The organism is Gemmatimonadota bacterium (genome assembly GCA_039715185.1).
In the GTDB taxonomy this organism is placed as follows: domain Bacteria; phylum Gemmatimonadota; class Gemmatimonadetes; order Longimicrobiales; family RSA9; genus DATHRK01.
In genome coordinates this window covers 1-21,962 of record JBDLIA010000053.1, presented here as the reverse complement: position 1 = coordinate 21,962, position 21,962 = coordinate 1, and the positions used below count along the sequence as shown (strand labels likewise).

Here is a 21,962-nt window from a genome sequence, read left to right as displayed (position 1 = left end):
GCGTGATGCGCCCGCGGGGCAAGGCGGAACGACGCGCCGTAGCCGTCGCTACGGCAAGGAGTTCCAACGCCGCATCCGCGGGATGCAGCGCGCGCCGAACGCCTACGGGACTTCTGCAACGGTACACTAGCGGCAGCGCGCGGCCTCCGCGCGGGCCAGCCTGGCGACGGAGGGGTCGGCGGATCGGGCGGCTCCTTGGGCCACCCTGCACGCGTCGCGTCGGCGACCCTGCGCGTGAAGCGCCCGCGCGAGCCACAGCAGCGCTTCGTCGCGCCCCCTCCAACCCGGATGATCGGACACGAGTCGGTCCAGATAGGAGACTGCCCGATCGGTCTCGCCCTTGGCCAGCACCCACTGTCCGAGCCTCAGCAGCGCCTCGGGTGCGGCCGGCGAGCGCGGATAGGCGTGCACCACCTCCAGGTAGTCGCGTTCCGCGGCGACGGGGTCGGCGCTGAGCCGAGCACGCAGCAGCAGCGCCCTCCCTCGGGCGGCGCCAGGCGCCGTACGCTCCGACGTTTCGAACCAGCGCGCCAGCTCCCGCCTGGCGGCGTCCGCGTCTCCCTCCCAGAGGAAATCCTCTGCTCGAGCAAGGCGATCCTGCGCGGCCACCTGCGTGGCGTAGGCGCCCGTGCCGAATGCGGCCGCCAGCGCCCAGGCGAACCCGGCGCGCGCAAGCGCGGCCATCACGCGGCGCGCGGCGCCCGGCGCACCGACAGTCGGTGCAGGAGTTCCTCGAGCACCGCACGATCGCCCGAATTGGTGGACTTCAGCAGCCGGTCGGCGCGCGCGAGGTCCGCGACCGCGCCGCGGATGCTTCCGGCGTTCCAACCGCCCGCCTGAGCGGAAAGCCTCCGGGCGACCCAGCGCTGGTGGGGGGGCAACGCCGACTCCAGCGCGGCGGGGCCGCCGTTGACCGCCAGACCCAGCCTCAGGAAGTGCGTGCCCAGGCCGAGGACCAGGCCCACACCCGACTCGCCGCCGTCCAGGAGGACGGGGATCGCCGCGCGCGCATCCGCCAGCTTGCCGCTGCCAACCAAATCGAACCACGCCCAGCGATCCTGAGTCCGGATGGGGCCTACCGCGGCCTCGACATCGGCCACCTCGATCCGACCTCGATCGCCCACGTACGCGCACAGTTTGTCGAGCTCCGCTGTCAGAACGCCCAGATCCGTTCCGATGACGCCCACGAGCGAGCGAGCGGTTTCGGGGGCGATGGTCACTCCGCGCTCACCGGCGGCGGTGGCCAACCACCCCGGCAGGTCGGACGCGTCGAGACGCGCGCATTCCACCGACTGCGTCTCCTTCCGGAGTCTTTTCCAGACCTTCGCGCTGCTGCGTGCGGGCAGGTCGGCGACCAGCACCAGGACCAGCCCCGGCGGCGGCTGGTCGACGATCCCTTCGACGAGCTTGCGCAACCGCGCTGCCCCCGAAAGTGCCTCGGCCTCGCGCAGGATCACCACCCGCCACTCGGCCATCATCGGGGGCGTTTGCAGCACCGAGGCGAACGCCGACTCCTCCGTGTCTCGAGCCGACAGGCGATCCAGGTTGAAATCGGTGGTCGCGGGGTCGACGTGGGCGGCGATGATCGCGCGCTCGGCTATCGCGCGCAGATAGGCCTCGGGCCCGTGTATGAAGAAGACGCCTCCGCGCAGGCCGTTTCCCAGCCCATCCTCGAGTGCCTGCGGAGTCCCCAGAGGCACCCGTGGGCTCAGCGGCGGAGGTCCGGGGCGGCGGCCCGGTCGACCAAAAGACCCGGCCGAGCTCTAAACTCGGGCGGATCCAGAAACACCGTGGGATAGCCGGGGTCCCGGCCAGAAACCTGCTGGAGGACGGTCCGCATGTGGCTGTGCGGCAGGCCCACATCGCCGAGCCAGACACCGGGGACGGTCGTATCCGCCCGATAGAGGCGGGGACCAGTCAAATACGCTCCGCCACCAAGCTGCGGTGCCATCGGCGACGGCCCCGGCAGGCGTGCCTGCACCGGCGCCAGCTCCACGGGCTCGGCGGCGCCCTCCGCGGTGCGCAGGAGCGGGCTCCACGCGACGGCCGCCACCAGCGCGATGACCGCAGCGCCGGGAACCACGAGCTGCCCGGTCGCGATGAAGCGACCCCTGCGCCTTCGGTCTCGCGCGAGGCGCGCCCTCAGGCGAACCGTGAAATCCTCGCCGGCACGGACAGGAGGAAGCGACTCGACCAGCGCACAGCTGCGCCGGATGGACCGATCGTAACGGGCGCACGGCAGACACTCGGTCGCGTGCCGTCGCCACCGATCAGCGGTATCGGGGTCCATCACGCCATCCACGTACTCGGCGTGACGCTCCCGGAATCCGTCGCACCCCAGGGAACCGGCGAATCCGGCTATCGGGTGCCTGTTAGACTGGTCGAAACCCATCGAACCACTCCGTACCGATACGAAGACGCGTCGGCTCCTCCCGAAGTCCCCGAGCGAGGACCAACGACCGACCGTCCGACCGGATCTGGTACGGCGAACCGGCGTCCGAGGTTCCCCTCGAGCGCCGGTTGCTTCGAAAAGCAAACGGGGCCGCGGTACGCCCCGCGTGCCCCGTTGCTCCACCCCACGGAAGCTACGCGAACCTATGCACGAGTTCGGCGAGCACCGTGGCCATACGCCGCCACCCCGGCGGCTACTTCAATTTATCGGCGATGATCTGGGCGAAGTTGTTGCGCGCCCGGTTCAGCCGGCTCTTCACCGTACCGAGGTTGACGCCCGTAATATCGGCGATTTCCTCGTACGTCTTTCCCTGCAGTTCACGAAGAACGAACACGATCCGATGGTGCTCGGGCAGCTTGGTCACCGCCCACTCCACCGTCTCCTTCAGATGCCGCTTACGGAACAGATCGTCGGGCCTGTAGCTGTTGTCTTCCCACTCGAGCGGCCTGTGATCCGTATCCCAGTTTTTCTTGATCGCCTGGAACAGCACCAGCGGATTGCGCGATCGGTTGCGCAACTCGTTCTTGGCCAGGTTCCCGGAGATCGTGTAGATCCAGGTGGAGAACTTCTTGGTTTGGTCGAACCGGTGCAGGTGCCGGTAAACGCGCACGAACGTCTCCTGGACCAGATCCTCGGCCCGATCCCGGTCGCCGATCGTGCGGTAGATGAAGTTGAGCAGGCGATCCTGATAACGGCCGACGAGTTCGTCGAAGGCGCGGTACTCGCCCGCGAGAAACTCCGCGACCAGCTCGCTGTCATTCCGAGCGAGCAGGCGTTCGCGAGTTTCGCTCGCCGGAACCGACGCTATCACCCGTGCGGCCATCGTTCGCCTCCTTCGCTTTCCGAAGGGGAGCAAGCGCCGGGACGTTCCCGACCGCCGCTGCCGCCCTGCGAAGGGGCAGTTTCCATACCACCCCGCCCCACCGTCTGCACCCAACTGTAATAAGTTGTCGCACAACGATTTGCGCAATGCTCTCGAACGCAGGCGCGCGCACCCTCGCCTGGGAACGTCCGAAAAAGGGGACGCGAGCCATTCCGCCACTGACCCACTTCTGCCACAGGGAGTGGCGCGGCTAGCGGCGGCTTTGCAGCCAGGCCTCGGTCAGGAACAGGCTGCAGAGGGTTTTTGCGTCGGTGATGTCGCCGGCCCGAGCCGACCGCAGGGCGCCAGCGAGGCTCGTGTGGACCACCTCGAGGTACTCGTCGGCTTCGGGGCCAGCCGTGCCCGCGTGCACGTCCCACGCCACGAAAAGCCGGATGCGCTCGTCCGTGAACCCCGGCGTAGTCAGGATCTCCCCCAGCTCGTGCATCTCTCCGGCGACCAGGCCGGTCTCCTCCTCCAGTTCGCGCCTCGCACACGCCTCCCACCCCTCGTCCGGTGAGTCCCGGGTACCGGCCGGAACCTCCAGTAGTCGACCGCCGCCGGCGTAGCGATACTGGCGCAGCAATGCTATCCGTGGATCGTCCGCCTCCGGGGGATCCAGGAGCGGCAGGACGGCGCTCGCTCCCGGGTGCTCGATCAGCTCGAGTTCGCCCGTCCTGCCATCGGGAAAGCGGACCGTGTCCACATTGAGCCTTACCACCCTCCCATCGTAGACGACGCGTCGATGTACGCGCGCCGACCGGTCGCTCATCCGGCGGAGTCCGAGGCGCCCTCGTCCGCAGCGTCCACCAGCTCGACCGGGCCCAGTTCGAGCGCCTCGATGTCGGCCCTTATGGCGCCGGCGTCGCCCACCACCGTGATAGCGAAGCGATCCGGACGCAGTCGCTCGCGCGCCACTCGCGCCGCGTCCCCCGTGGAGACCGAGCGCACGCGATCCTGGTAGGTGGCGAGATAGTCGTCGGGCATGCCGTAGATGAACTGGCCGGCCAACCTGGCGGCGAGCTGCTGCACCGTCTGGAGTTGGAGCGGAAGGATGCCGGCGATGTAGTCGCGCGCGGCTTCCACCTCCGCATCCGTCGGACCCTCGTCGCGCAGCAGCCGCACCTCGTGCAAGGCCTCTCGCAACGCCGCCGCCGTAACGTCGGTTCCGACCGCGGCGCCGATGGAGAAGGGGCCCGGGCGACGACGCGCCGAGAACCCGCTCCTGGCCCCGTAGGTGAAGCCGTTGCGCTCACGCAGGTTCATGTTGAGGCGACTGGTGAAAGCTCCCCCCAGCACCGTGTTCATGACGCGGATCGACAGATAATCCGGGTGCGCCCGCTCCACGCCGATATCCGTGATGCGGAGTTCCGACTGTACGGAACCCGGCCGGTCCACGAGGAAGACGGTGGTCCGGTCTACGCGAGGCTCTACGTCGAAGCGGAGTGCCTCTCCCACGTCCTCCGCCCAGTCTCCGAACTGGCGCCGCGCCGCGTCGACGGCCACCCGCGGCGCGATGTCGCCGACGATGACGAGCGCCGCGTGGCCCGGCCCGAAAGCCGACCGGTAAAAGGCGACGACGTCATCGCGCTCGATCGCGCTCACGGTCGTGCGGGTGCCCGCCGCCGGCCGACCGTAGGGCACTCGCGGCGCGAACGTAAAGCGCGCAGACATATCCGACGCCAGCGAGCGCGGATCCTTCCGGCGTTGGAGCAGGCTGGCCATCTGCCGCTCGCGCACGCGGAGCACTTCGTCCTCCGGGAACGACGGCTCGCGCACGACCTCGGCGAGCATGCCCAGCGCCTGGTCGAACCTCTCCGCCGGCACCGTGGTCCCGCCCACGATGCTGTCCCAGCCAGCGCTCACGTCCAGCTGGATGCCCGCGGACTCCAGCGCCCACGCGAGCGCATCGGCGTCGCGCCGCTCCGTGCCCGACTCCAGCAGCTCGCTCAGCGCCCGGGCCAACCCGGCGCGTCCGGGCGACTCGTCTGCCACGCCCATGCGCACCGCGAACGACGCGGCGACCACGGGCAAATCTCCCTGGCGGGCCACGATGACTTCCAGCCCGTTCTCGAGCTTCGTTCGGTGCACCTCCGGTGCCCGGAACGGGCGCTGCGGACCGGGCGGTGGGGCGGAAGTGCGACTCGAGGCGCTCACGACCGATCCCCCGGAACGTATGTCAGCACGGCCCTGTTGTCGGTCGTGATGAATCGCTCGGCGAAAGCGCGCACGTCCTCCGCCCGAACGGCGCGTATGCGGTCCAGTTCGCTGTTGACTCGCGCCGGGTCGTCGAACAGCGACGCGAACATGGAAAGCTGGTCCGCGCGCTCGCCCACCTGCTGGAGCATCGACAGCTCGGCTGTCTCCATGAGGTGTACGGCCCGCTCGACGTCGCGCTCCTCCACATCCCGGAGCGCCCCCGACTCCTCGTGCAGCGCCGCCTCGAGCTCCTCGACCGGGACCCCGGGACGTGCCGTGGCCCACGTGACCAGCATGGAGGCGCCTACCACCACCGGGAACGCATACGCCACCACGTCCTGCGCGACCTGTCGTTCTCGCACGAGCCCCCGATACAACGACGAAGCGCGTCCGTATGCGAGCACGTGCGCCGCGACCGCCGCCGGGTAGTGCGCCGGGTCTCCGTACGGCGGGATCCGGTACGCGACGTAGACGCGAGGCAGCGAAATGTCTCCTTCAGCCAGCTCGCGCACCTCACCCCCCAGCGTCGCGGGCACTTCCGCGCGTCCGGGCAGAGGAGGCACCACAGGCCCACCCGGGATCGGCCCGAAGTAACGCTCCACCAGGTCCCGGGCGTGACCGGAGTCGAAATCCCCACAGACGGTCAGGACGGCGTTGTTGGGGGCGTAGAATGTCTTGAAGAACGCCTCGACGTCCTGCAGCGACGCCGCGTCGAGGTCTTCCATCGACCCGATCACGCTGTGGTGATAGGGATGATCCGCGGGGTACATGAGCGCCTGTATGCGCTCATCCCAGTCACCGTATGGCTGGTTGTCCACGCGCCAGCGACGCTCGTTCTTCACGACGTCCCGCTGGTTGTCCAGCTTTTCCTGCGTCATGGCGGGAAGCAGCCAGCCCATGCGATCCGACTCGAGCCAGAGTCCCAGCTCGAGGCGATCGGCCGGGAGCGTCTCGAAGTAGTTGGTGCGGTCCAACCACGTAGACCCGTTCAGCGAGCCACCCGCCTTTTCTATCTCTGCGAAGTGCCGCGATTCGGGCACGTTCTCCGAGCCCTGGAACATCATGTGCTCGAAAAGGTGCGCGAAGCCGGTCCGCCCCGATTGCTCGTTCCGCGAGCCCACCCGGTACCAGAGATTGACAGCGACCACGGGCGCCGATGGCTCGGGCGACAGGATCAGATCCAGCCCGTTGTCCAGCCGCAGGCGTTCGAAGGGGATATCAACCACCTGGACGATCTCCGGCGTCAGTGTGCCCCATGCGTTTCCTCGATCGATACCGTTTTCGGGCCCTGCAGAGCCGCCAACGGGACGAGCACGCTCTCCCGAAGTACGTACCGCGCCGTCAGCGACGTATTCCGCTCGATCGGCCCACCCTCTACGGGGGCGCGGTTTCCAACAAGGCCTCCGCGCCATGCTAGGGTTTCCAAGCGCAACATGTGAAACGGATCGCTGACCAGAAGTCCGGATTTCAGCCCGCGCTCCAGGAGAATCCGAGCCGCTTCTCCCATCGACTCCGCGGACGTGCGGCCGCGCATCTCGACCAGGATGACGGAATCGGGCACCCCCGATTCCATCGCGTATAGACGCGCCACCTCGGCCTCGCTGATGGTATCTCCGGTACCGACTCCACCCGTGAACAGTATGCGAGGCGCCAGTCCTTCCTCATACAGCGCGATCGCGTGATCCACCCTCGACCGGAGCACCGGAGACGGCCGGCCATTGTACTGGGCGGCGCCCATCACGATGATCGCGTCGGAGCGCCGCAGCTCGGGTCGCGAGCCCGCCACCACGACGAATACTACGAGCACGAGCCACGCGAGCGCCGCCACCAGGGCCAGGGTGGACAACACGCGGGCTGAGCGGCGGGCGGACGGGCGCACCGTGGCTACAGCGGCGCGGACAGGCGATCCCGCAGCGCCATCGGCCCAAGACTACCCTCGAGCAGCATCCGCGCGGTCTTGGGACCACCCTCGATGGCTTCCTCGATCTCCTGCAGGAACGGGCCGTCCCCCGCTCGTGCCGCCTCCTCGGCCCGGATGAGCGCCTCCTGGGCGTCCACGTCGCGCGAAATCGCCGCAGCCGCCAGGGCCGCCAGGGCTTGCGCTTCCATGTCCTCCGTGGCCCGGCTGGACGCCGCCAGCAACTCGCGCGCGGCCTCTTCGCTTCCGCCACGCTCGAGGTGCATCAGCCCGACGAGGACCCGCGTCCATTCGTCCTCCGGCGCCCGTTCCAGGGCCTCTTCCATCGCGTCGATGGCGTCATCCAGGTGATCCGTCAGCGCGAGCGCGCCACCGAGCTCGGCGTACGCGACGGGGTCATCGGGGTCCAGCCGAACGGCCTCCTTCAGGTGCCCCAGCGCCTCGTCGAGCAATCCGTGACGAGCAAGGTAGGCGCCGTACTGGAGGCGCGCGGCGGGAATATCCGGCCCGGACAGTGCCGCCGCCCGCAGCGCCACCTCCGCGTCGGGATCGTCCCAGGCGGCGAGCGCCGAGCCCGCCAGCGCCAGAAGTTGCGGGTCCGCGGGGTTCTGCGCGAGGCATCTTCGGAACCGTTCGCGCGCGCTCTCGTCCAGACCGAGTTCCTGCTCCGCCACGCCCAACCAGCCGAGCACATATGGATCGTCGGGCTCGGCGTTCAGGGCGTCGCGCAGGGAGGTCGCCATCTCCTCCCAGCGACCCTGCTCGCCCAGAGCCACTGCACGCCCCAGGACATCCGTGTGCCAGGCCTCCCCGCCGGATCCGTTGTCGCTCATGCGCCGAACTTCCTCAATCGTCGCGCGTGCGCGAGCGCCAATGCCATGATGTTGCGCCCGGCGATGGTGCCTATCTCTCCGGCCAGACAGGCGCGCTCGCCGAAGCCCGAGGTCCCTCCCCTGCACCACTGCGACGCGATCAGCAGCGGGACTGGGTGCCAGGAATGGCTGGCCATGACGGCCGGCGTGGAGTGATCCCCGGTGACCACGATCACGTCCGGGTCGAGATCCTCCAGATCCGGCAGGAGCGCGTCGATCGCTTCAATGGCCGCCACCTTGGCCGCGAAATCGCCGTCTTCTCCCCGCGAATCGGTATGCTTGAAGTGGAGGAAGTGGAAGTCGAACTCGGAGTAGCGTGACGTCACCGTCGCGACGGCCGCTGCGTCGGTCTCAGGGGTGGCGGCCACTTCCATGCCGAGCAGCCGGGCCACGCCCTGGTACATGGGGTAACGAGCGGTCGCCAAACACCGCAGGCCGTACCGCTCGGTCATGGACGGGTAGCGCTCGTACAGGGCGAAGCCACGCGCCAGCAGTCCGTTGGCGGGGCTCTCCGCGCGCAGCGCTGCGCGCGCGTCCGCGAGAACGCGGTCAACGAGAGCGGCGGTGCGTTCCGCCGCGGGTGCCGTCGCGCGAGGCCGCAGCGGCTGGGCCCCGGTCCTCTGGGGATCGGTATCCTCCAACTCGTCCGAAAGTCCCTCTCCGCGCAGAATCATGACCGCGCGGTGCTCTTTCTCGGCCTCCCAGAACAGCTCCAGGCCGTCGGGAGTGCCCACCCGCTCGCGCAGCAGCCGCACGACGCGCCGCCCCTCCTCGTCGGGTGGTCGACCGGCGCGCCGGTCGACCACGCTTCCGGTGTCGTCGAGGGTAGCCAGGTTGAGGCGCGCCGCCAGATCGCCGGGCCGGAGGTCGAAGCCCACGCCCAGGGCGCTAAGAACGCCGCGCCCTATCATCCAGCGCCGCGGATCGTAGCCGAACAGCGCCAGGTGCCCGGGCCCGCTACCGGGCGTGACGCCGACGCCTACGGGGCGCTGGAGCCCGACCGCGGCGCGGCCCGCGACGCGGTCCAGATTCGGCGTTCTCGCGGTCTCCAGCTCCGTGAGGCCCGTCGCCGGATCCGGCAATCCGCCCACGCCGTCCATGACGACGAAAACGATGCGCGTATCGGCGGTCTGGACAACCGCGTCCGGAAACTCCCTGTCCATTGCCATGAGAACCGAGGGGTGGCTGCGACGAACCGGCGGGAGACGCCGAAACAGGTCCTTGTCGCCTCCGAAAACGGCCCAGCAGCGTCGGCGGTCAAGTTACCACGGAGCGGCGGGCTGGCAACCTTCGGTCGATCGGGTGGTTCGTCAGGATCGCCGCTCGCCGGTCATCACCGCCATGGCGTCGCCTGCGTCCCCAGGTGGCTCGGTGAGCAGGCTCACGATCCAGGTGGCCAACAGCGACAGGGCGAAAGCGGGAATCAGTTCGTAGAGGTGGGACTTCAGCGCCGGCGTATTGTACCAGACTATCGTCGTCAGGGCCCCCGTGAGCAGGCCGGCCAGGACGCCGGCGTGCGTGGTGCGACGCCAGAACAACGCCAGCACCGTGGTCGGGCCCAGGGCGGCCCCCAGCCCCGCCCACGCGACCAGCACCAGCCACAGGACGAGCCCCTCCGCGGACCATCCCAGCACCAGAGCGACGGCCACCAACGCGGTGACGACGGCGCGGCTGATGCCTACCAGCTGGCGGGGAGTCAGCTCGCGCCCTCCGCCCATGATCTTCTGGTAGATGTCGCGCACGAGGGTGGATGCGGCCACCAGGAGCTGCGAGTCGGCGCTGGACATGATCGCCGCGAAGATGGCGGCTACGACCACCCCGAAAGCAACGGGCGGCAGGAGTTGGGAGGACAACGCGGGAAACAGGTTCTCGGCGTCGGCGAGGGGCACGGCATCGACGGTGGCGAAGTAGAGCCGGCCCAGCAGTCCCACGACGATCGCCCCGGCGGCCATGAGCGCATTCCACGCGGTCCCGACGACCGCCACCCAGCGCAACTGCGCGGGGTCTTCGATAGATATGTAGCGCACCAGGATGTGCGGATTGCCGGGCGATCCAAGGCCTATTCCGACGAAGCCGATGAGCGCTCCGGCGCCTATCGCGAGAGGATCCAGGAAGCCACCGGACCCGGCCGGCTGCAGCGCGACGAGGCCCTGCCACGCCGCCGCGGGCCCGCCCGCGCCCGCAACCGCGACCAGAGGCACCACGAGCAGCACGCCGAGCATCAGGATCGCCTGGATGGTGTCGGTGAGGCTCGCCGCCAGAAATCCTCCCAGAAGCGTGTAGGCCAACACGATCACCGCGGTCAGCAGCACCCCCTGCGCGGGCGCGAGGCCGAAGCTCGCCGCCATCGCCTTGCCCCCGCCCACGAACTGAGCGGCGACGTACATCACCATGAAGACGAGGATCACGAGGCCTGCGGCGAGTCTCAGCGTGCCGCGCCGGTCGTCGAAGCGCGCGGCCAGGAAGTCGGGGATCGTGATGCAGTCGTGCGCCCCGGCGAAGCGCCTGAGCCTGGGCGCGTAGAAGAGGAAGAGCAGCGCCTCCACCGCCGTGTAGCCGACCACCGCCCACAGCGCCGAAGCGCCCCGCACGAAGGCCAGGCCGGTGACGCCGGTGAGGAGCCACACGCTCCGTCCCGACGCGACCGCGGACAGCGCCACGACCAGCCGGTTCATGCGCCGCCCGCCGACGAAGAACTCGCCGATCCCGCGCGACGAGAAGCGGCTGGACCATGCGCCGATTCCGACCAGCACGATCAGGTAGGCCACGAAGGCGGCGATCGCCCACCCATCCGCCTGAACCTGCGGTCCGAAGGACGCAGGCTCCTGGGCCGGGAAGACGCCCCCGAGCGTCACCGGCACCGCCCCCTAGAGCGCGGCGCTATCGTTGGAGTCGTCCGCGTCCGTGATGCGCTGGTCGGGGTCCAGACGCGCCTCGGCCGGGCGCTCCGACGTGGTCACCTCCACCGTCTGCTCGCGCTCCCGAGACGTCAGGCGCCGGCGAGCGTCTCCGACCTGAAGGTCGACCGGCATCCAGGCGTCGCCCGCGCGCGTGACGGTCACCGTGGTCCGCCAACCGTCGGCGACCTCCACGGTCTCGGCGGCGGCGATGGCGTAGTCCAGGCTGGTGGTCCGGAAGAGCCACTGATCGAAGAACCAGGCGAGATCCTGACCGCTCGCCTCCTCGAGGGCCGCGCGCAGGTCGGCGGGCTCGGGGTGGGAGAACTTGTTGCGCTGGTAGTAGAGCTTGAGGCCGCGGCGCATCGCGTCCTCGCCCAGCAGCTCGCGCGCCATGTACAGCACGGCGGAGCCCTTGTTGTAGGACATCCGCCCGTAAGCCTGGAAGCTCGAGAAATCGGCCGCGTGCTGGTCCACGACCTCCGACTCGCCGCTGCCGTCCCACCCGCCCACCGTGTTGACCAGACCGCCCCACGCGTCTGCCGTGGTCTGGCCTCCCGACGCCTCCCCGAACCACGTCGTCAGGAAGCTCGCCATGCCCTCGTCCAACCAGGGGTGGCGCCACTCGTTGCTCGCCAGAATACCGTGCGCGTACTGGTGTGCGGTCTCGTGCACGATCAGCCCCAGCTGCGCCCCCCCGTCCATGATCAGCATGGGGAACTCCGTGCCGCCGCCCTCGATCCGGTGGATGTTGGTGAACTGGGGCCACGGGTAGGTGTCGAAGATCTCCTGCATGTAGTCGAGAGCGGCGTAGGTTCGCTCCAGCACCACGCCGTTCCCCCACTCTTCCTCGTCGCCGGGCTGATACAGGACGTGGACCGGGAGGTCCTTCCAGCGACCGCCCTCGTAGATGTATTCGGGCGATGTGCTCCACGCGAAGTGATGCACCTCCTCCGCCAGGAACCTCACCCGCTTGCGGCCCGGCTCGATCGTCTCCGCCAGCAGGCCGAGCGCCCCTGCCGGAGGCGCCTCCCCGTAGGCGTCACGCGCCAGGGAAAAGGGCCTGAACCCTGCCGCCGCGGCGGCCTCGTAGCCGGGATCACCCGACACCGGCACGCCCGTCGATGCGACCACCTGATCGGCGGCCAGGTCCAGGGTGACGTCCCAGGCGCCGAACTCGCCGAAGAACTCCCCGGGCCTGATCAGGGGGTTCACCTTCCAGCCCTCGTCATCGTACACGGCGATGCGGGGGTACCACTGGGCAAAATCGAAATGCCGGCCCCGCCGTCCCTGCCGGCGCGCCAAAGTGGCGAGCCTCGCCTGCCAGTCGATGCGGACGACGACGGTCTGCCCTCGAGCGAGCGGCCGCGCCAGAGGAAGCGCCATGACGGTCGAGTCGGGGGCACCCGGATAGACGGGGGTCACCCCCTGGCCATCTATCTCCGCGGCGGAGATGCGCTCGAACGCGTGCTCGTCCGGCCCCAGCTCCTGAAACGGGCTCTCGTCCTGATGCTCCGCGTCGTACGTGGCCCACCCGCTGTTCGGGCGGAAAGCGTTCAGGTATTGCTGGAACCAGAGTGTGTCGATGGCCTCCCGCGACCGGTTCGTGTAGCGGAGCTCGGCGCGCGCGTTCAGCAGGTCCGGCCCCTCCTCCAGCCGGGCCTCCACTCGGTACTCGACGCCGTTGCGGAAATCCATATCGGGCGCCACCTCGACCGTGGGCGCGGGCGGAGCGACCTCCGGCGGGCTCAATTCGGGCCGGCTCTTGCCACAGGCCGCGAGCGACACGCTTACTCCAACAAACAGAACACTCGACTTCATCCGCATCGGTCTTCCTCGCCTGCCATGAAAGCCAAAGCCACCACTGGAATCGGCGTGCATCCTTGGAGACACGCCCGCTTCACGCAACGTTTCGGCCCTACGCCGCCGTCCCCGACGGCTATCGCGGTCCGCTCTGGACCGCGTCGCGTCGGAGCCCCATGTTGCCACGTTCCCGCCATCCATGATTCCTGACATCCCTACTTCTCCACGCATCTTGAGATGACCATGGGACGCTATCGGTTCGACGGCCGCTCGATTCAGGTCGCGGCGACGGTCGTGTCGCTCCTCATCCTGATCCTCCCCGGCGCCGCCAGTGGCATTCAGGATGAGCCCCCGGAAGGGACTCCGGCGGCGCTCGACGCCCGCGTGCTGGACGTCGTCGCCGCGGTGTCCGCCGAGCGCATCGAGCGCGACATCCGCGTGCTGGCCGAATTCGGCACTCGCCACACCATGTCGGACACGCTGTCCGCCACGCGGGGCATCGGCGCCGCGCGCAGATGGATCAGGGACGAATTCGACCGAATCTCGGCCGCTTGCGGGGGCTGCCTGGAGGTGTCCTTCCAGGGGTACGTCCAGGAGGGCAACGAGCAGTCCAGGATCCCGGTCGACACCCGCATAGTCAACGTCATAGCGATCCAGCGCGGCGCCGGCCACCCGGACCGCTACGTGATCATGTCCGGCGACATCGACAGCCGCGTGAGCGACGGCCTGGACGCGACGTCGGACTCCCCCGGGGCCAACGACAACGCGAGCGGCATGGCCGGCGCTCTCGAGGCCGCGCGCGTTCTGTCGCGCTACACTTTCGACAAGAGCATCGTCTACGTCGGGCTGTCGGGCGAGGAGCAGGGGCTGTACGGCGGACGGCACATGGCGCAGGTCGCCGCCGACTCGGGGTGGGTCATAGAAGGCGTTCTCAACAACGACATGATCGGCAACATCGAGGGAGTGGACGGCGTCGTCGACAACACCACGTTCCGCGTCTTCTCGGAGCCGGTTCCCCCTTCGACCACGGAGCGGCAGCACGCCTCGCACCGCTTTTTCGGCGGCGAGGTGGACGGCCCGTCACGGCAGCTCGCGCGCTACGTCCAGCGGATAACGAAGACGTACCTCGGAGACCGTAACGTGGGCGCGCTGCTGATCTATCGGCTCGACCGCTTCGGTCGGGGCGGCCATCACCGCCCCTTCAACGACGCCGGGTTCCCGGCGGTGCGAATCATGGAGACCCACGAAAACTATACCCGCCAGCACCAGGACCTGCGGGTGGAGGACGGGATCGCCTACGGGGACGTGATCGAGGGAATCGACTTTGACTACGCGGCCAAGCTCACGGCGGTCAACGCAGCTACCCTCGCTTCCCTTGCTTGGGCTCCACCGCCGCCCTCCGGCGTCGAGATACGAGGGGCGGTGCGCCCGTCCGCGCGCTTGAACTGGACGCCGGTGGAAGATCCGGATCTGGTGGGCTACAAGGTGTACTGGCGCGCGACGACGGCGCCGCAGTGGACCAACTGGCGCTGGGTCGGCGCCGCGAGCGAGCACACGATGGAGGGCATGGTGATCGACAACTTCCTGTTCGGCGTAGCCGCCGTCGGCGCCGACGGGAACGAGAGCGCGGTGGTCTTCCCCACCCCCGGCCGCTGACGTTGCGCGCCGGGTCGCCCGTGCCGCGGCGCGCGTGAGCGAGTCGACCGGAGCGGCCCAGCCGCTGGCGCCCGAGATAGCGGGCCTGTTGACCGAGCTGGCCGCGGCGCTCAACCGACACGGCATGTACCCGCCCGGGCACCCCGCGCTCGCGCAGGCGGCGAGCGCACTGGCCGCCCGCGCAGAGGAGCCCCTCGCCGGTCACGGCAACCTGGTTTTCGGCTTCGCTCGCGACCGCGTACTGCACGAGGAAACTGAGTCCGATCCGGGCCAACCCATGCTGCGCGACCTGGCGGACCGGCTGCACCGCCGCAGCGTGGCGGGTCTGCGCATCGCGCGCGGCTTCGACGAGGCCGAAGCGGCGGCCCTGCTGGCGGTGCTCGGTCCCGAGCCGGAGGCCGACGAAGCCGGCCCGGCGCCGTGGCGATCGCGCGCCTGTGAGCTGATACCCGCACGGTACGACAGGCTGACTCTCACCGATCCCGATGCCGCCAAGGAGACGGTGCCCCGTTCGCTGTGGGGCGACCTGGCCCGCTCGGCCTTCGGCGACGACGCGCCGGCCGGGCTGGATCCGCGCGCGCTGGCACGAGCCATAAACGAACGCGGGGACGACGACGCCTTCGACGGCGCGCTGGCGGCTCGCCTTTCCGGCCTGCTCGTCGGCTCGGAAGGACTCGCGGCCAGCCCGGAGCTGACGCCTCAGGTGGCGGAGCTGCTGCGCAGTCTGGACGCCCAGAAGCTGCGGCGCCTGCTGCAGCTGGCGGGCTCACGGGGAGACCGGGCGGCGATGCTGCGCGGCGCGTTGCGCAGCCTGCCGGCCGACGCGGTGCTCGCCCTTCTCAACGCCGCCCGGGGTCCGGAGCAGTCCATCTCCGATTCGCTGATGCGGATCCTGGGCAAGCTGTCGGCGCACGCGCCCACGGCCGGACCGACCGGGTCGTCGACCGACGCCGACGGCGCCCTTCGCTCCCAGATCGAAGAGCTGGTCACCGGCTGGCAGCTGGATGACCCGAACCCCGAGATGTACACGGAGGCGCTGCAGGGATTGGCGGCGCACCGGGCGAACCGACCGTCCATCCCGACGGCCGACTGCCGGCCCGCGCCGGTCCGGGTGGTGCGAATGGCCGTCGAACTCGGCACCACCGGGCCCGTGCTGGATCGGGCGGTGACGGCACTGGACAAGTCCGATCCCACCGCGCTTCTGAAAGTGCTCGCGGACGCCCCCGAGGGCCTTGCTCGGGACGCCGCGAACGCGGCGGTGGCCGCCGGCTGGGCGCAGCTCGCGCGCCCAGATTCCTTCCTACGCGTACTCGACGAGTCTGCGTACACGGACGCCGGGATCGAGCTTCTGATCCAACACGCTGGCCCAACAGCGATCGATCCGCTCCTGGATCGTCTCGTAGCGGCCGAGGACCGCTCCGAGCGCCGTTGGCTGCTGAATCGGCTAGCGGAGTTCGGTGACTCGGTGGCAGCGCCCGCCATGGCGCGCCTCGAAGGCGCGCCATGGTTCTTCATGCGCAACATCCTGCACCTGCTCCGCCAGGTTGGCACCACGATCCCCGACATTCCACCCGACCCATATCTGACCCACGAGGACCCGCGCGTACGCTTGGAGGCGGTCCGCTTCTTCGCGGCGACTCGGTCAGGCGAGCGGGCGATCGCCGCGGCGATCGTGGATTCGGAGCCCTCCGTCGTTGGTGTCGGGCTGGCGCTGGCCGCCGAGGATTGCCCACCTGCGGTCGTCTCTTTGCTAGCCCACCGAGTGGCCGACAGGCATCTGCCAGTCGACTTGCGCGCACAGGCCGTCCGAATCCTGGCCGACCACCCTACGCGCGAGGGACTAGACGCCCTCAAGGCGATCGCCACGCGGGGGCGCAGCCTGCTGCTCCGACGGATCCGTTTCCCAGCGCCGTCGCCGCTTTCGTTGGGAGCGATTTCGGCGCTCGTGAGAGGGTGGCCAGAGGACGATTTCGCGGTTGAACTCCGCAAGGCCGCCGAGTCGGCCAAGCACGGAGCGATTCGTGCCGCCGTGCGGGCTGACCGTTGAGCGGCGATCCCACCGCCGCCGCCGGACTCTTCCTGACCGGTCTCGGCCAGTCCCTGTCCGCGCTTGGTCTCTATCGCGAAGGCCACCCAGCGAGGGAGAAGGCCGTCGACCTGGCCTACGACCGGCTCGTCACCCTGGTGGCCGATCCGGGACGGCTCCCGTTCACGTTCCTCGACGATGAGGTTCTGGTCGGAGAACGCCGGATAGCGGAGCTGCGAGGCTGGAGCTGGGCTCCGAAGCTGGCCGCCGCGGGGGTGCAGAGGCTGGAGTTCGTCTCGGAGCCCACCCGCGAGGAGTTCGTCGCTTTCCTCGAGGACATACACGACCGTGTCGCTGGTCATGGCCCATCGTCCGCCGAAAGTCGGCCAGCCGCGACTGGGCCGATTCGGTGGGGCGCGGTGTCCGTTGTGGCAACGTCGATCCCGGCAGATCAAGCGGCGCGCACGGGGCCCATCAGGCTCGAGGAGGAGGCCGGCGCGGTTCAGTGGATCCACGAGGCGCTGACCAGTACTGGCAAGCTACCGCTCGCCGAGGCGGAAGCCGTAGTTCGATCCCTGGCCGTGGCCATGCGCGGTGATCAGAGGCTCCTGGTGCCGCTGCTCCGGCTCCGCAGCTTCGACGAGTACACGACCACGCATTCGCTCAACGTCTCCGTCCTGGCCATGGCGCTCGCCGAACACCTGGAGTTGGCCAGCGCGGACGTGCGCGCGTTCGGCGTCGCCGGGCTTCTGCACGACATCGGCAAGGTCCGCATTCCGAAGGACATCCTGAACAAGCCCGGCAAGCTCACCGAGCAGGAACGCGAGGTGATGAATCGCCACCCGCTGGACGGCGCTGCGATCATCCTGGAGCACGAGGATGACCTGGACCTGGCGGCAGTGGTGGCCTACGAGCACCACATCATGATCGACGGCGGAGGATACCCCGCGCTGCACTATCCCCGGCAGTGCCATCACGGCAGCCACGTGGTGCACGTGTGCGATGTCTACGACGCGCTGCGAACCAAGAGGCCGTACCGGGACGCCTGGCCCGCCCCCAAGGTGCTCTCTTACATAGAGGAGCGGGCGGGCACGGAATTCCACCCGGACATCGCCCGGGCGTTCCTGGGGATGATGGCTGAGTGGGAGGCCGTGGAGATCGGCCTGGGGCCCGACGAGGGAGGAGGCTAGCGGCCCTCTAAAACGAAAAGCGGGGGCAGCGCGCACGCGGCCCCCGCCAGGTGCTGGTCGGGCATCGGCGGGAGCGCCCGCCGAGCCCGGGTCGACGCCGGACTAGGCGTCCAGGATCTCGTAGCAGACCCGCCAGTTGGTCAGGTTCTCCGGATCCGCTGACACGGCCTCCGGAGGCTCCGCGGCCTCGTCGCCGGGGCCGTACCACCCTAGCCACGATCCGGCCTCGCCCGCGAACTCTCGGCGATAGGCAGCGAGCTGGTCGTTCGCGCTGAGCAGGTCGATCTCCTCACCGTTCAGCTCGACGACCAGATTGTCGCCGACTTCACCGTCGAAGATCTCGAGGTTCATCGTCAGCTTGTTCCACGCCGGGTGATCCGAGATCTCGTAGTGCCCCTCTTCCGGAAACCGCGTCTCCTGCACTACGCCGTTGTCACTCGACACGCGCGCGGTGAACCGAAATTCCCCCTTCTCCTTGTAGAAGGGTTCGAGCTTGTCGAGGATCTGGATCCAGCGCAGCATCACCTTGAGGCGCTTCCCCGCCATCGCGCGCTCCTTTTGGGCAATCCGGCCAAATGCGTCGCTCCGAACCGGCCAAGCTAGGGGGCGTACGCTCCGCTGTCCAGCGCTCGCGAGGCGCTCGCGAGCCGGGGCCCGCGCTCAGGGTAATACGACTATGTCCAGACGCGCGTAGACCTGATCGACCGACTCGCCGACCGCCGGATCGGACCTGCGCCAGCCGGAGGCCGCGACGAAGGCCAGGTGCCGATTCGGCGCCCACTCCAGCGCGGGCCCCAATTCGTACGCCTTGAAGTCGTCGTTGCCCTGAGCTGACGCCTCCGCGCCAAGCCGCAGGACGCCGCTCTCACCGCCCACGACCCGCCGCGCCGCCCGCGCCCGGCTCCAGAAGTAGCCGCCGTCATCCCACGAGTACGTGGATATGGCGCTGGCCGAGGTGGTGCCATCGCCCCAGTAGTTGAGCTGCACCGTGTTGGTGACCCCCGAGGTGACCTGCTGCGAGCCGACCAACGACACGTCCGTGAGCCCGTCGTCGATCCACTGCCAGGCGTAGCCGACGGTGGCTTGCAGGGCAGCGCCGTCCCACTGGTACTTGGTTCCGACGGCCGGGTTCAAGCCCCACTGGATGATGTCGCCCGGATCGGCCGGCACCTGAAGCCGGTACCCGATGAGCGTCCCGACCGGGGCCCAGCCGTTGCCGTCCCGGGTCAGCCATCCTCCCGCCAGGAGCAGGCTCTGTCCGCCCTCGACGCCTTCTACGCTGCCCACGAATCCGTGGCCCACCTGGGCAGTAGCGGGCGCGGCCGTCGCGGCCAGACCACCCACGAGCACCGCTCCTACCAGACTGAATCTACGCAGCGGAATCAGAAGTCCCGCCAGCATCGCGACCCTTCGCATGGATACCTCCCTCCGTTTTTCCAGCACCTTCCAGGGACCCACGCCCGGTATGCGTTGAACGCCAACCAGGTAGCGCGATCCCATGGCCGTCGGCAGGGGCTTGCAGTACGCGACACGGCCCGCCCCCAGCAGGTTCGTATCGTTGACTTCGAAGCGAATCTCGGCGCCCGGCTGTAGCTCTCTCGCGAGAGTGAGACGCGCGCCGTCTCGGCTTGTGTCTTCCAGAACGGCGGCCTGGCTGGGGTCCAGCGCGGACGGTGAGTCCGGCTCGCCCGACAGGCGTACCCGCGCGGGCAGCATGACCTGCTGTCTGCGCGCGCGGCGGGGATCCCGCATGGTTCTGGTGAACTCCCTGAACAGGTCCACGATTTCCACGAAGCGGAAGCGGGAAGCCGGCACCGCGTGTTGGGTGCAGTGGATGGCTATCAGGTCTCGCTCGCGCCGGCCCAGGCCCTCGAAGCTCACTCCGTGCTGGAAAGCGGTCAGCCCGGCGTCCGTCAGCTTCTCGCGAAAGACGACCCGCCCGCGCACCCTCAGCGGACCACTCGCGAGCGGGAGACTCACCACGAGCGGAGCGCCGCGCGGCACCGAGCGCGTAGAGCGCACGGAAATGCCCGAGCCGTTCAGGTCCTGACCGAGCCCCAGCCAGCCGGCGCCTCCAGGCTCTCCCCCGGACACGCGCACGGGAAGCGCCTCCTCGAAGCGGTACTCGGAGCGGCGCTGCCGCGACGCGACGCTGGCCTGCACCACGCTGCCGGCCAACGCGAACGTCCACGCCGCCCAGGCGACGTTGATCAGGAAGGCGATGGCGCCGTTTCCCGACCCACCGTAGCTCACCCAGCCCAGGCGATACGCGGCGGTGCCCCAGGCGATGGCGGCGGCCGAGGCGAGCATGAGCAGCAGGTGCGGCGCGTACAGCCGCAACGACACCCCGCCCCCGCCCTTCGGCGTAACCCGGAAGCGCAGGGACTTGCGGGTCAGGTACGCCGGGAGCGCGAGCAAGTGGGTGAACACCTTGGTCATGATGGTTCGCTCCAGCAGCCAGTACGGGGCGCTGGTGCCCCTGCCCAGCAGGTGGGCGAGCGCCACCATGGCTCCGTACATCGGGAGGAAGCGTCCGAGGAAACCCAGGTTCAGCGCGTGTATCGGCAGAATCCCCGTGAATAGATAGATGAGGGGTGCCAGATAGAAGACGAGCCGCGCCGGGGCCTCCAGGTAGCCGACAACGCACTGGAAGTAGCTGATCCGTTGCGCAAAGGTCAGCCCGGGCAGGGTCAGCGGGTTGAACCGACGCCAGATCTGCATGGTCCCCTGAGCCCAGCGCAGGCGTTGCGTGTGGAACGCTGTGGCGGTGTCCGGTGCCAGGCCGTACGCGAGTGCCTCCGCGTGATAGGCCGACTTCCAGCCGCGAGCGTGCAGGCGGATGGAGGTCTCCATGTCCTCGGTGATGGTCTCCGTGGAGAACCCACCCAGATCCCGTAGCGCGTCGCGCCGTATCACCGCGCAACTGCCGCAGAAGAATGCCGCCCCCCAGTGATCCTTGCCCGGAAGGATCACCGAAAAGAAGATCGTCTGCTCGCCGAAGAATCGCCGAGTCGAGCGGTCCAGGTGCCCATCGAAGGCGTCGGAGTTGTAGAAGTTCTGGGGGGACTGCACGAACGCGAGGCGCTCGTCCGTCGCCATGTAGCCGAGCAGTCGATCCAGCATGTGCGGCAGCGGCACGTGGTCGGCGTCGAGCTGCAGGATGAAGTCGCCGCTGGTCTTGCCCAGCGCGTGATTCAGGTTGCCGGCCTTGGCGTGCTCGTTGTTGTCGCGCGTGATGTAGGCGATGCCCAGCTCGGCGGCCATGCGTCGCACTTCATCCCGCCGGCCATCGTCCAGCACCCAGGTGCGGTGCGGATAGCGGATGGCGCGGGCGCCCAGCAGCGTCTTGCGGATGACCTCGAGCGGCTCGTTGTAGGTGGTGACGAAGACATCCACGTCGAGCCCGCGCGGCGCCGGCGGAGGCTCGCGCCGCTTGAGGCGCCACACGCTGAACACGTACAGTGCGGTGACGAACAGGGCCAGCGTCTCCGCGGCCGCGAGAGGCGCGGAAAACCACATCGCGTTCGCGTTCAGCGAACTCGTCCAGCGCCACAACACGTAGTAAACGCCGTACAGCAGGGTGGTGGCAGCGAAGAGCCGGGTCGCGGCCTCGCGCCAGCGCGGCAGCGGGGGCACCATTTCGTGGAACGGGACGTCGCCCTCGTGCAGGACCAACGGGCGTGCAGAATCGCGCGCACCCCGCTCGGGGCGCGCGCGTCGCCCCTTGGCGGAGCGCCGAACACGTCGTCTGGTCATGCTTTCCGCTACCCTCCCCCTCGGAGGAGCTGCGCGCGTTTGCGGATTCGTCCGGCCGACGGACAGCCCCGTCGGGCGAATCGCCTCGGTGGCGACCGCAAGCGCCCGCGTGGGGTCCTGCCGGACTCGGTGTCGGGTAATCGGGGGAGAACGCGACGCTTCAAGGAGTGGCAACCCGTATGCCGCCGAGGGCGGATAGAGCTAAATGAGTTACCTGTAAGGAATTACGGCGAATCAGGCGAACGGAATCGGCGATCTGAGTGCGAAATCATGTAACGCGATCGGCCCGCGCTGCGTAGCGATCCGTTACGGCGACTGCCGCTCTGGCAGG

Annotated in this window: 17 protein-coding genes; 3 read left to right on the top strand and 14 right to left on the bottom strand. The window is 69.0% G+C overall.

What is annotated here, in order from left to right; genetic code table 11:
• Positions 1 to 126: 126 nt before the first annotated feature.
• The 12 genes from ABFS34_10750 to ABFS34_10695 all read right to left on the bottom strand — a co-directional run bounded on the left by ABFS34_10750 (position 127) and on the right by ABFS34_10695 (position 12,988).
• Positions 127 to 684, bottom strand: a complete 558-nt coding sequence (locus ABFS34_10750; GenBank protein MEN8375916.1) for a tetratricopeptide repeat protein — start codon at positions 682 to 684, stop codon at positions 127 to 129.
• Complete coding sequence (gene holA / locus ABFS34_10745) at positions 684 to 1,700, bottom strand: DNA polymerase III subunit delta (GenBank protein MEN8375915.1); 1,017 nt, start codon at positions 1,698 to 1,700, stop codon at positions 684 to 686. The genes ABFS34_10750 and holA overlap by 1 nt, the downstream gene beginning before the upstream one ends.
• An 8-nt stretch (positions 1,701 to 1,708) precedes the next feature.
• On the bottom strand, positions 1,709 to 2,392 hold the full coding sequence (locus tag ABFS34_10740) for a hypothetical protein (GenBank protein ID MEN8375914.1): 684 nt from the start codon (positions 2,390 to 2,392) through the stop codon (positions 1,709 to 1,711).
• A 253-nt stretch (positions 2,393 to 2,645) separates the two neighbouring features.
• Positions 2,646 to 3,275, bottom strand: coding sequence for a sigma-70 family RNA polymerase sigma factor (locus ABFS34_10735; GenBank protein ID MEN8375913.1), 630 nt, complete (start codon positions 3,273 to 3,275; stop codon positions 2,646 to 2,648).
• A 250-nt stretch (positions 3,276 to 3,525) separates the two neighbouring features.
• The gene (locus tag ABFS34_10730) at positions 3,526 to 4,086 is read right to left on the bottom strand and encodes an NUDIX hydrolase (protein ID MEN8375912.1); all 561 of its coding nucleotides are present in this window, start codon (positions 4,084 to 4,086) and stop codon (positions 3,526 to 3,528) included.
• A complete protein-coding gene (locus ABFS34_10725) occupies positions 4,083 to 5,405 on the bottom strand; it encodes a pitrilysin family protein (protein MEN8375911.1) in 1,323 nt (440 codons plus the stop codon). Before ABFS34_10725 ends, ABFS34_10730 begins: the two co-directional genes overlap by 4 nt.
• Positions 5,406 to 5,467: 62 nt before the next feature.
• Positions 5,468 to 6,739, bottom strand: coding sequence for a pitrilysin family protein (locus tag ABFS34_10720; protein MEN8375910.1), 1,272 nt, complete (start codon positions 6,737 to 6,739; stop codon positions 5,468 to 5,470).
• Positions 6,740 to 6,756: 17 nt separating this feature from the next.
• Positions 6,757 to 7,392 carry a YdcF family protein gene (locus ABFS34_10715; GenBank protein ID MEN8375909.1) on the bottom strand — a complete coding sequence of 212 codons (636 nt, stop codon included), beginning with the start codon at positions 7,390 to 7,392 and terminating at the stop codon, positions 6,757 to 6,759.
• A gap of 5 nt (positions 7,393 to 7,397) precedes the next feature.
• Entirely contained in the window at positions 7,398 to 8,264 is an 867-nt protein-coding gene (locus tag ABFS34_10710) for a tetratricopeptide repeat protein (protein ID MEN8375908.1), read from the bottom strand.
• Complete coding sequence (locus ABFS34_10705; protein MEN8375907.1) at positions 8,261 to 9,472, bottom strand: 2,3-bisphosphoglycerate-independent phosphoglycerate mutase; 1,212 nt, start codon at positions 9,470 to 9,472, stop codon at positions 8,261 to 8,263. Before ABFS34_10705 ends, ABFS34_10710 begins: the two co-directional genes overlap by 4 nt.
• 141 nt (positions 9,473 to 9,613) lie before the next feature.
• The gene (locus ABFS34_10700; protein MEN8375906.1) at positions 9,614 to 11,164 is read right to left on the bottom strand and encodes a sodium/proline symporter; all 1,551 of its coding nucleotides are present in this window, start codon (positions 11,162 to 11,164) and stop codon (positions 9,614 to 9,616) included.
• A gap of 6 nt (positions 11,165 to 11,170) precedes the next feature.
• A complete protein-coding gene (locus ABFS34_10695; protein MEN8375905.1) occupies positions 11,171 to 12,988 on the bottom strand; it encodes a M1 family metallopeptidase in 1,818 nt (605 codons plus the stop codon).
• A 258-nt stretch (positions 12,989 to 13,246) separates the two neighbouring features.
• Between ABFS34_10695 and ABFS34_10690 the strand changes: the two genes are divergently transcribed.
• Genes ABFS34_10690 through ABFS34_10680 form a run of 3 tightly spaced genes read left to right on the top strand, consistent with a single transcriptional unit; the run spans position 13,247 to position 17,875 of the window.
• Positions 13,247 to 14,659 (top strand): M28 family peptidase, encoded by a 1,413-nt coding sequence (locus ABFS34_10690; GenBank protein ID MEN8375904.1) that lies wholly within the window; start codon positions 13,247 to 13,249, stop codon positions 14,657 to 14,659.
• 34 nt (positions 14,660 to 14,693) lie between these two features.
• Complete coding sequence (locus ABFS34_10685) at positions 14,694 to 16,706, top strand: hypothetical protein (GenBank protein ID MEN8375903.1); 2,013 nt, start codon at positions 14,694 to 14,696, stop codon at positions 16,704 to 16,706.
• Positions 16,703 to 17,875, top strand: coding sequence for an HD domain-containing phosphohydrolase (locus ABFS34_10680; GenBank protein ID MEN8375902.1), 1,173 nt, complete (start codon positions 16,703 to 16,705; stop codon positions 17,873 to 17,875). Before ABFS34_10685 ends, ABFS34_10680 begins: the two co-directional genes overlap by 4 nt.
• A 102-nt stretch (positions 17,876 to 17,977) precedes the next feature.
• Here ABFS34_10680 and ABFS34_10675 read toward each other — a convergent pair whose 3' ends face one another.
• Both ABFS34_10675 and ABFS34_10670 read right to left on the bottom strand, forming a co-directional pair.
• A complete protein-coding gene (locus tag ABFS34_10675) occupies positions 17,978 to 18,421 on the bottom strand; it encodes a hypothetical protein (protein MEN8375901.1) in 444 nt (147 codons plus the stop codon).
• 114 nt (positions 18,422 to 18,535) lie between these two features.
• A complete protein-coding gene (locus ABFS34_10670; GenBank protein MEN8375900.1) occupies positions 18,536 to 21,631 on the bottom strand; it encodes a glycosyltransferase in 3,096 nt (1,031 codons plus the stop codon).
• Between the last annotated feature and the right edge of the window lie 331 nt (positions 21,632 to 21,962).

Coding starts and splice junctions, on each gene's coding strand:
- ABFS34_10705 (MEN8375907.1), bottom strand. CDS start 9,472: ATGGCAATGGACAGGGAGTTTCCGGACGCGGTTGTCCAGACCGCCGAT.
- ABFS34_10670 (MEN8375900.1), bottom strand. CDS start 21,631: ATGACCAGACGACGTGTTCGGCGCTCCGCCAAGGGGCGACGCGCGCGC.
- ABFS34_10735 (MEN8375913.1), bottom strand. CDS start 3,275: ATGGCCGCACGGGTGATAGCGTCGGTTCCGGCGAGCGAAACTCGCGAA.
- ABFS34_10730 (MEN8375912.1), bottom strand. CDS start 4,086: ATGAGCGACCGGTCGGCGCGCGTACATCGACGCGTCGTCTACGATGGG.
- ABFS34_10675 (MEN8375901.1), bottom strand. CDS start 18,421: ATGGCGGGGAAGCGCCTCAAGGTGATGCTGCGCTGGATCCAGATCCTC.
- ABFS34_10710 (MEN8375908.1), bottom strand. CDS start 8,264: ATGAGCGACAACGGATCCGGCGGGGAGGCCTGGCACACGGATGTCCTG.
- ABFS34_10750 (MEN8375916.1), bottom strand. CDS start 684: ATGGCCGCGCTTGCGCGCGCCGGGTTCGCCTGGGCGCTGGCGGCCGCA.
- ABFS34_10690 (MEN8375904.1), top strand. CDS start 13,247: ATGGGACGCTATCGGTTCGACGGCCGCTCGATTCAGGTCGCGGCGACG.
- ABFS34_10740 (MEN8375914.1), bottom strand. CDS start 2,392: ATGGGTTTCGACCAGTCTAACAGGCACCCGATAGCCGGATTCGCCGGT.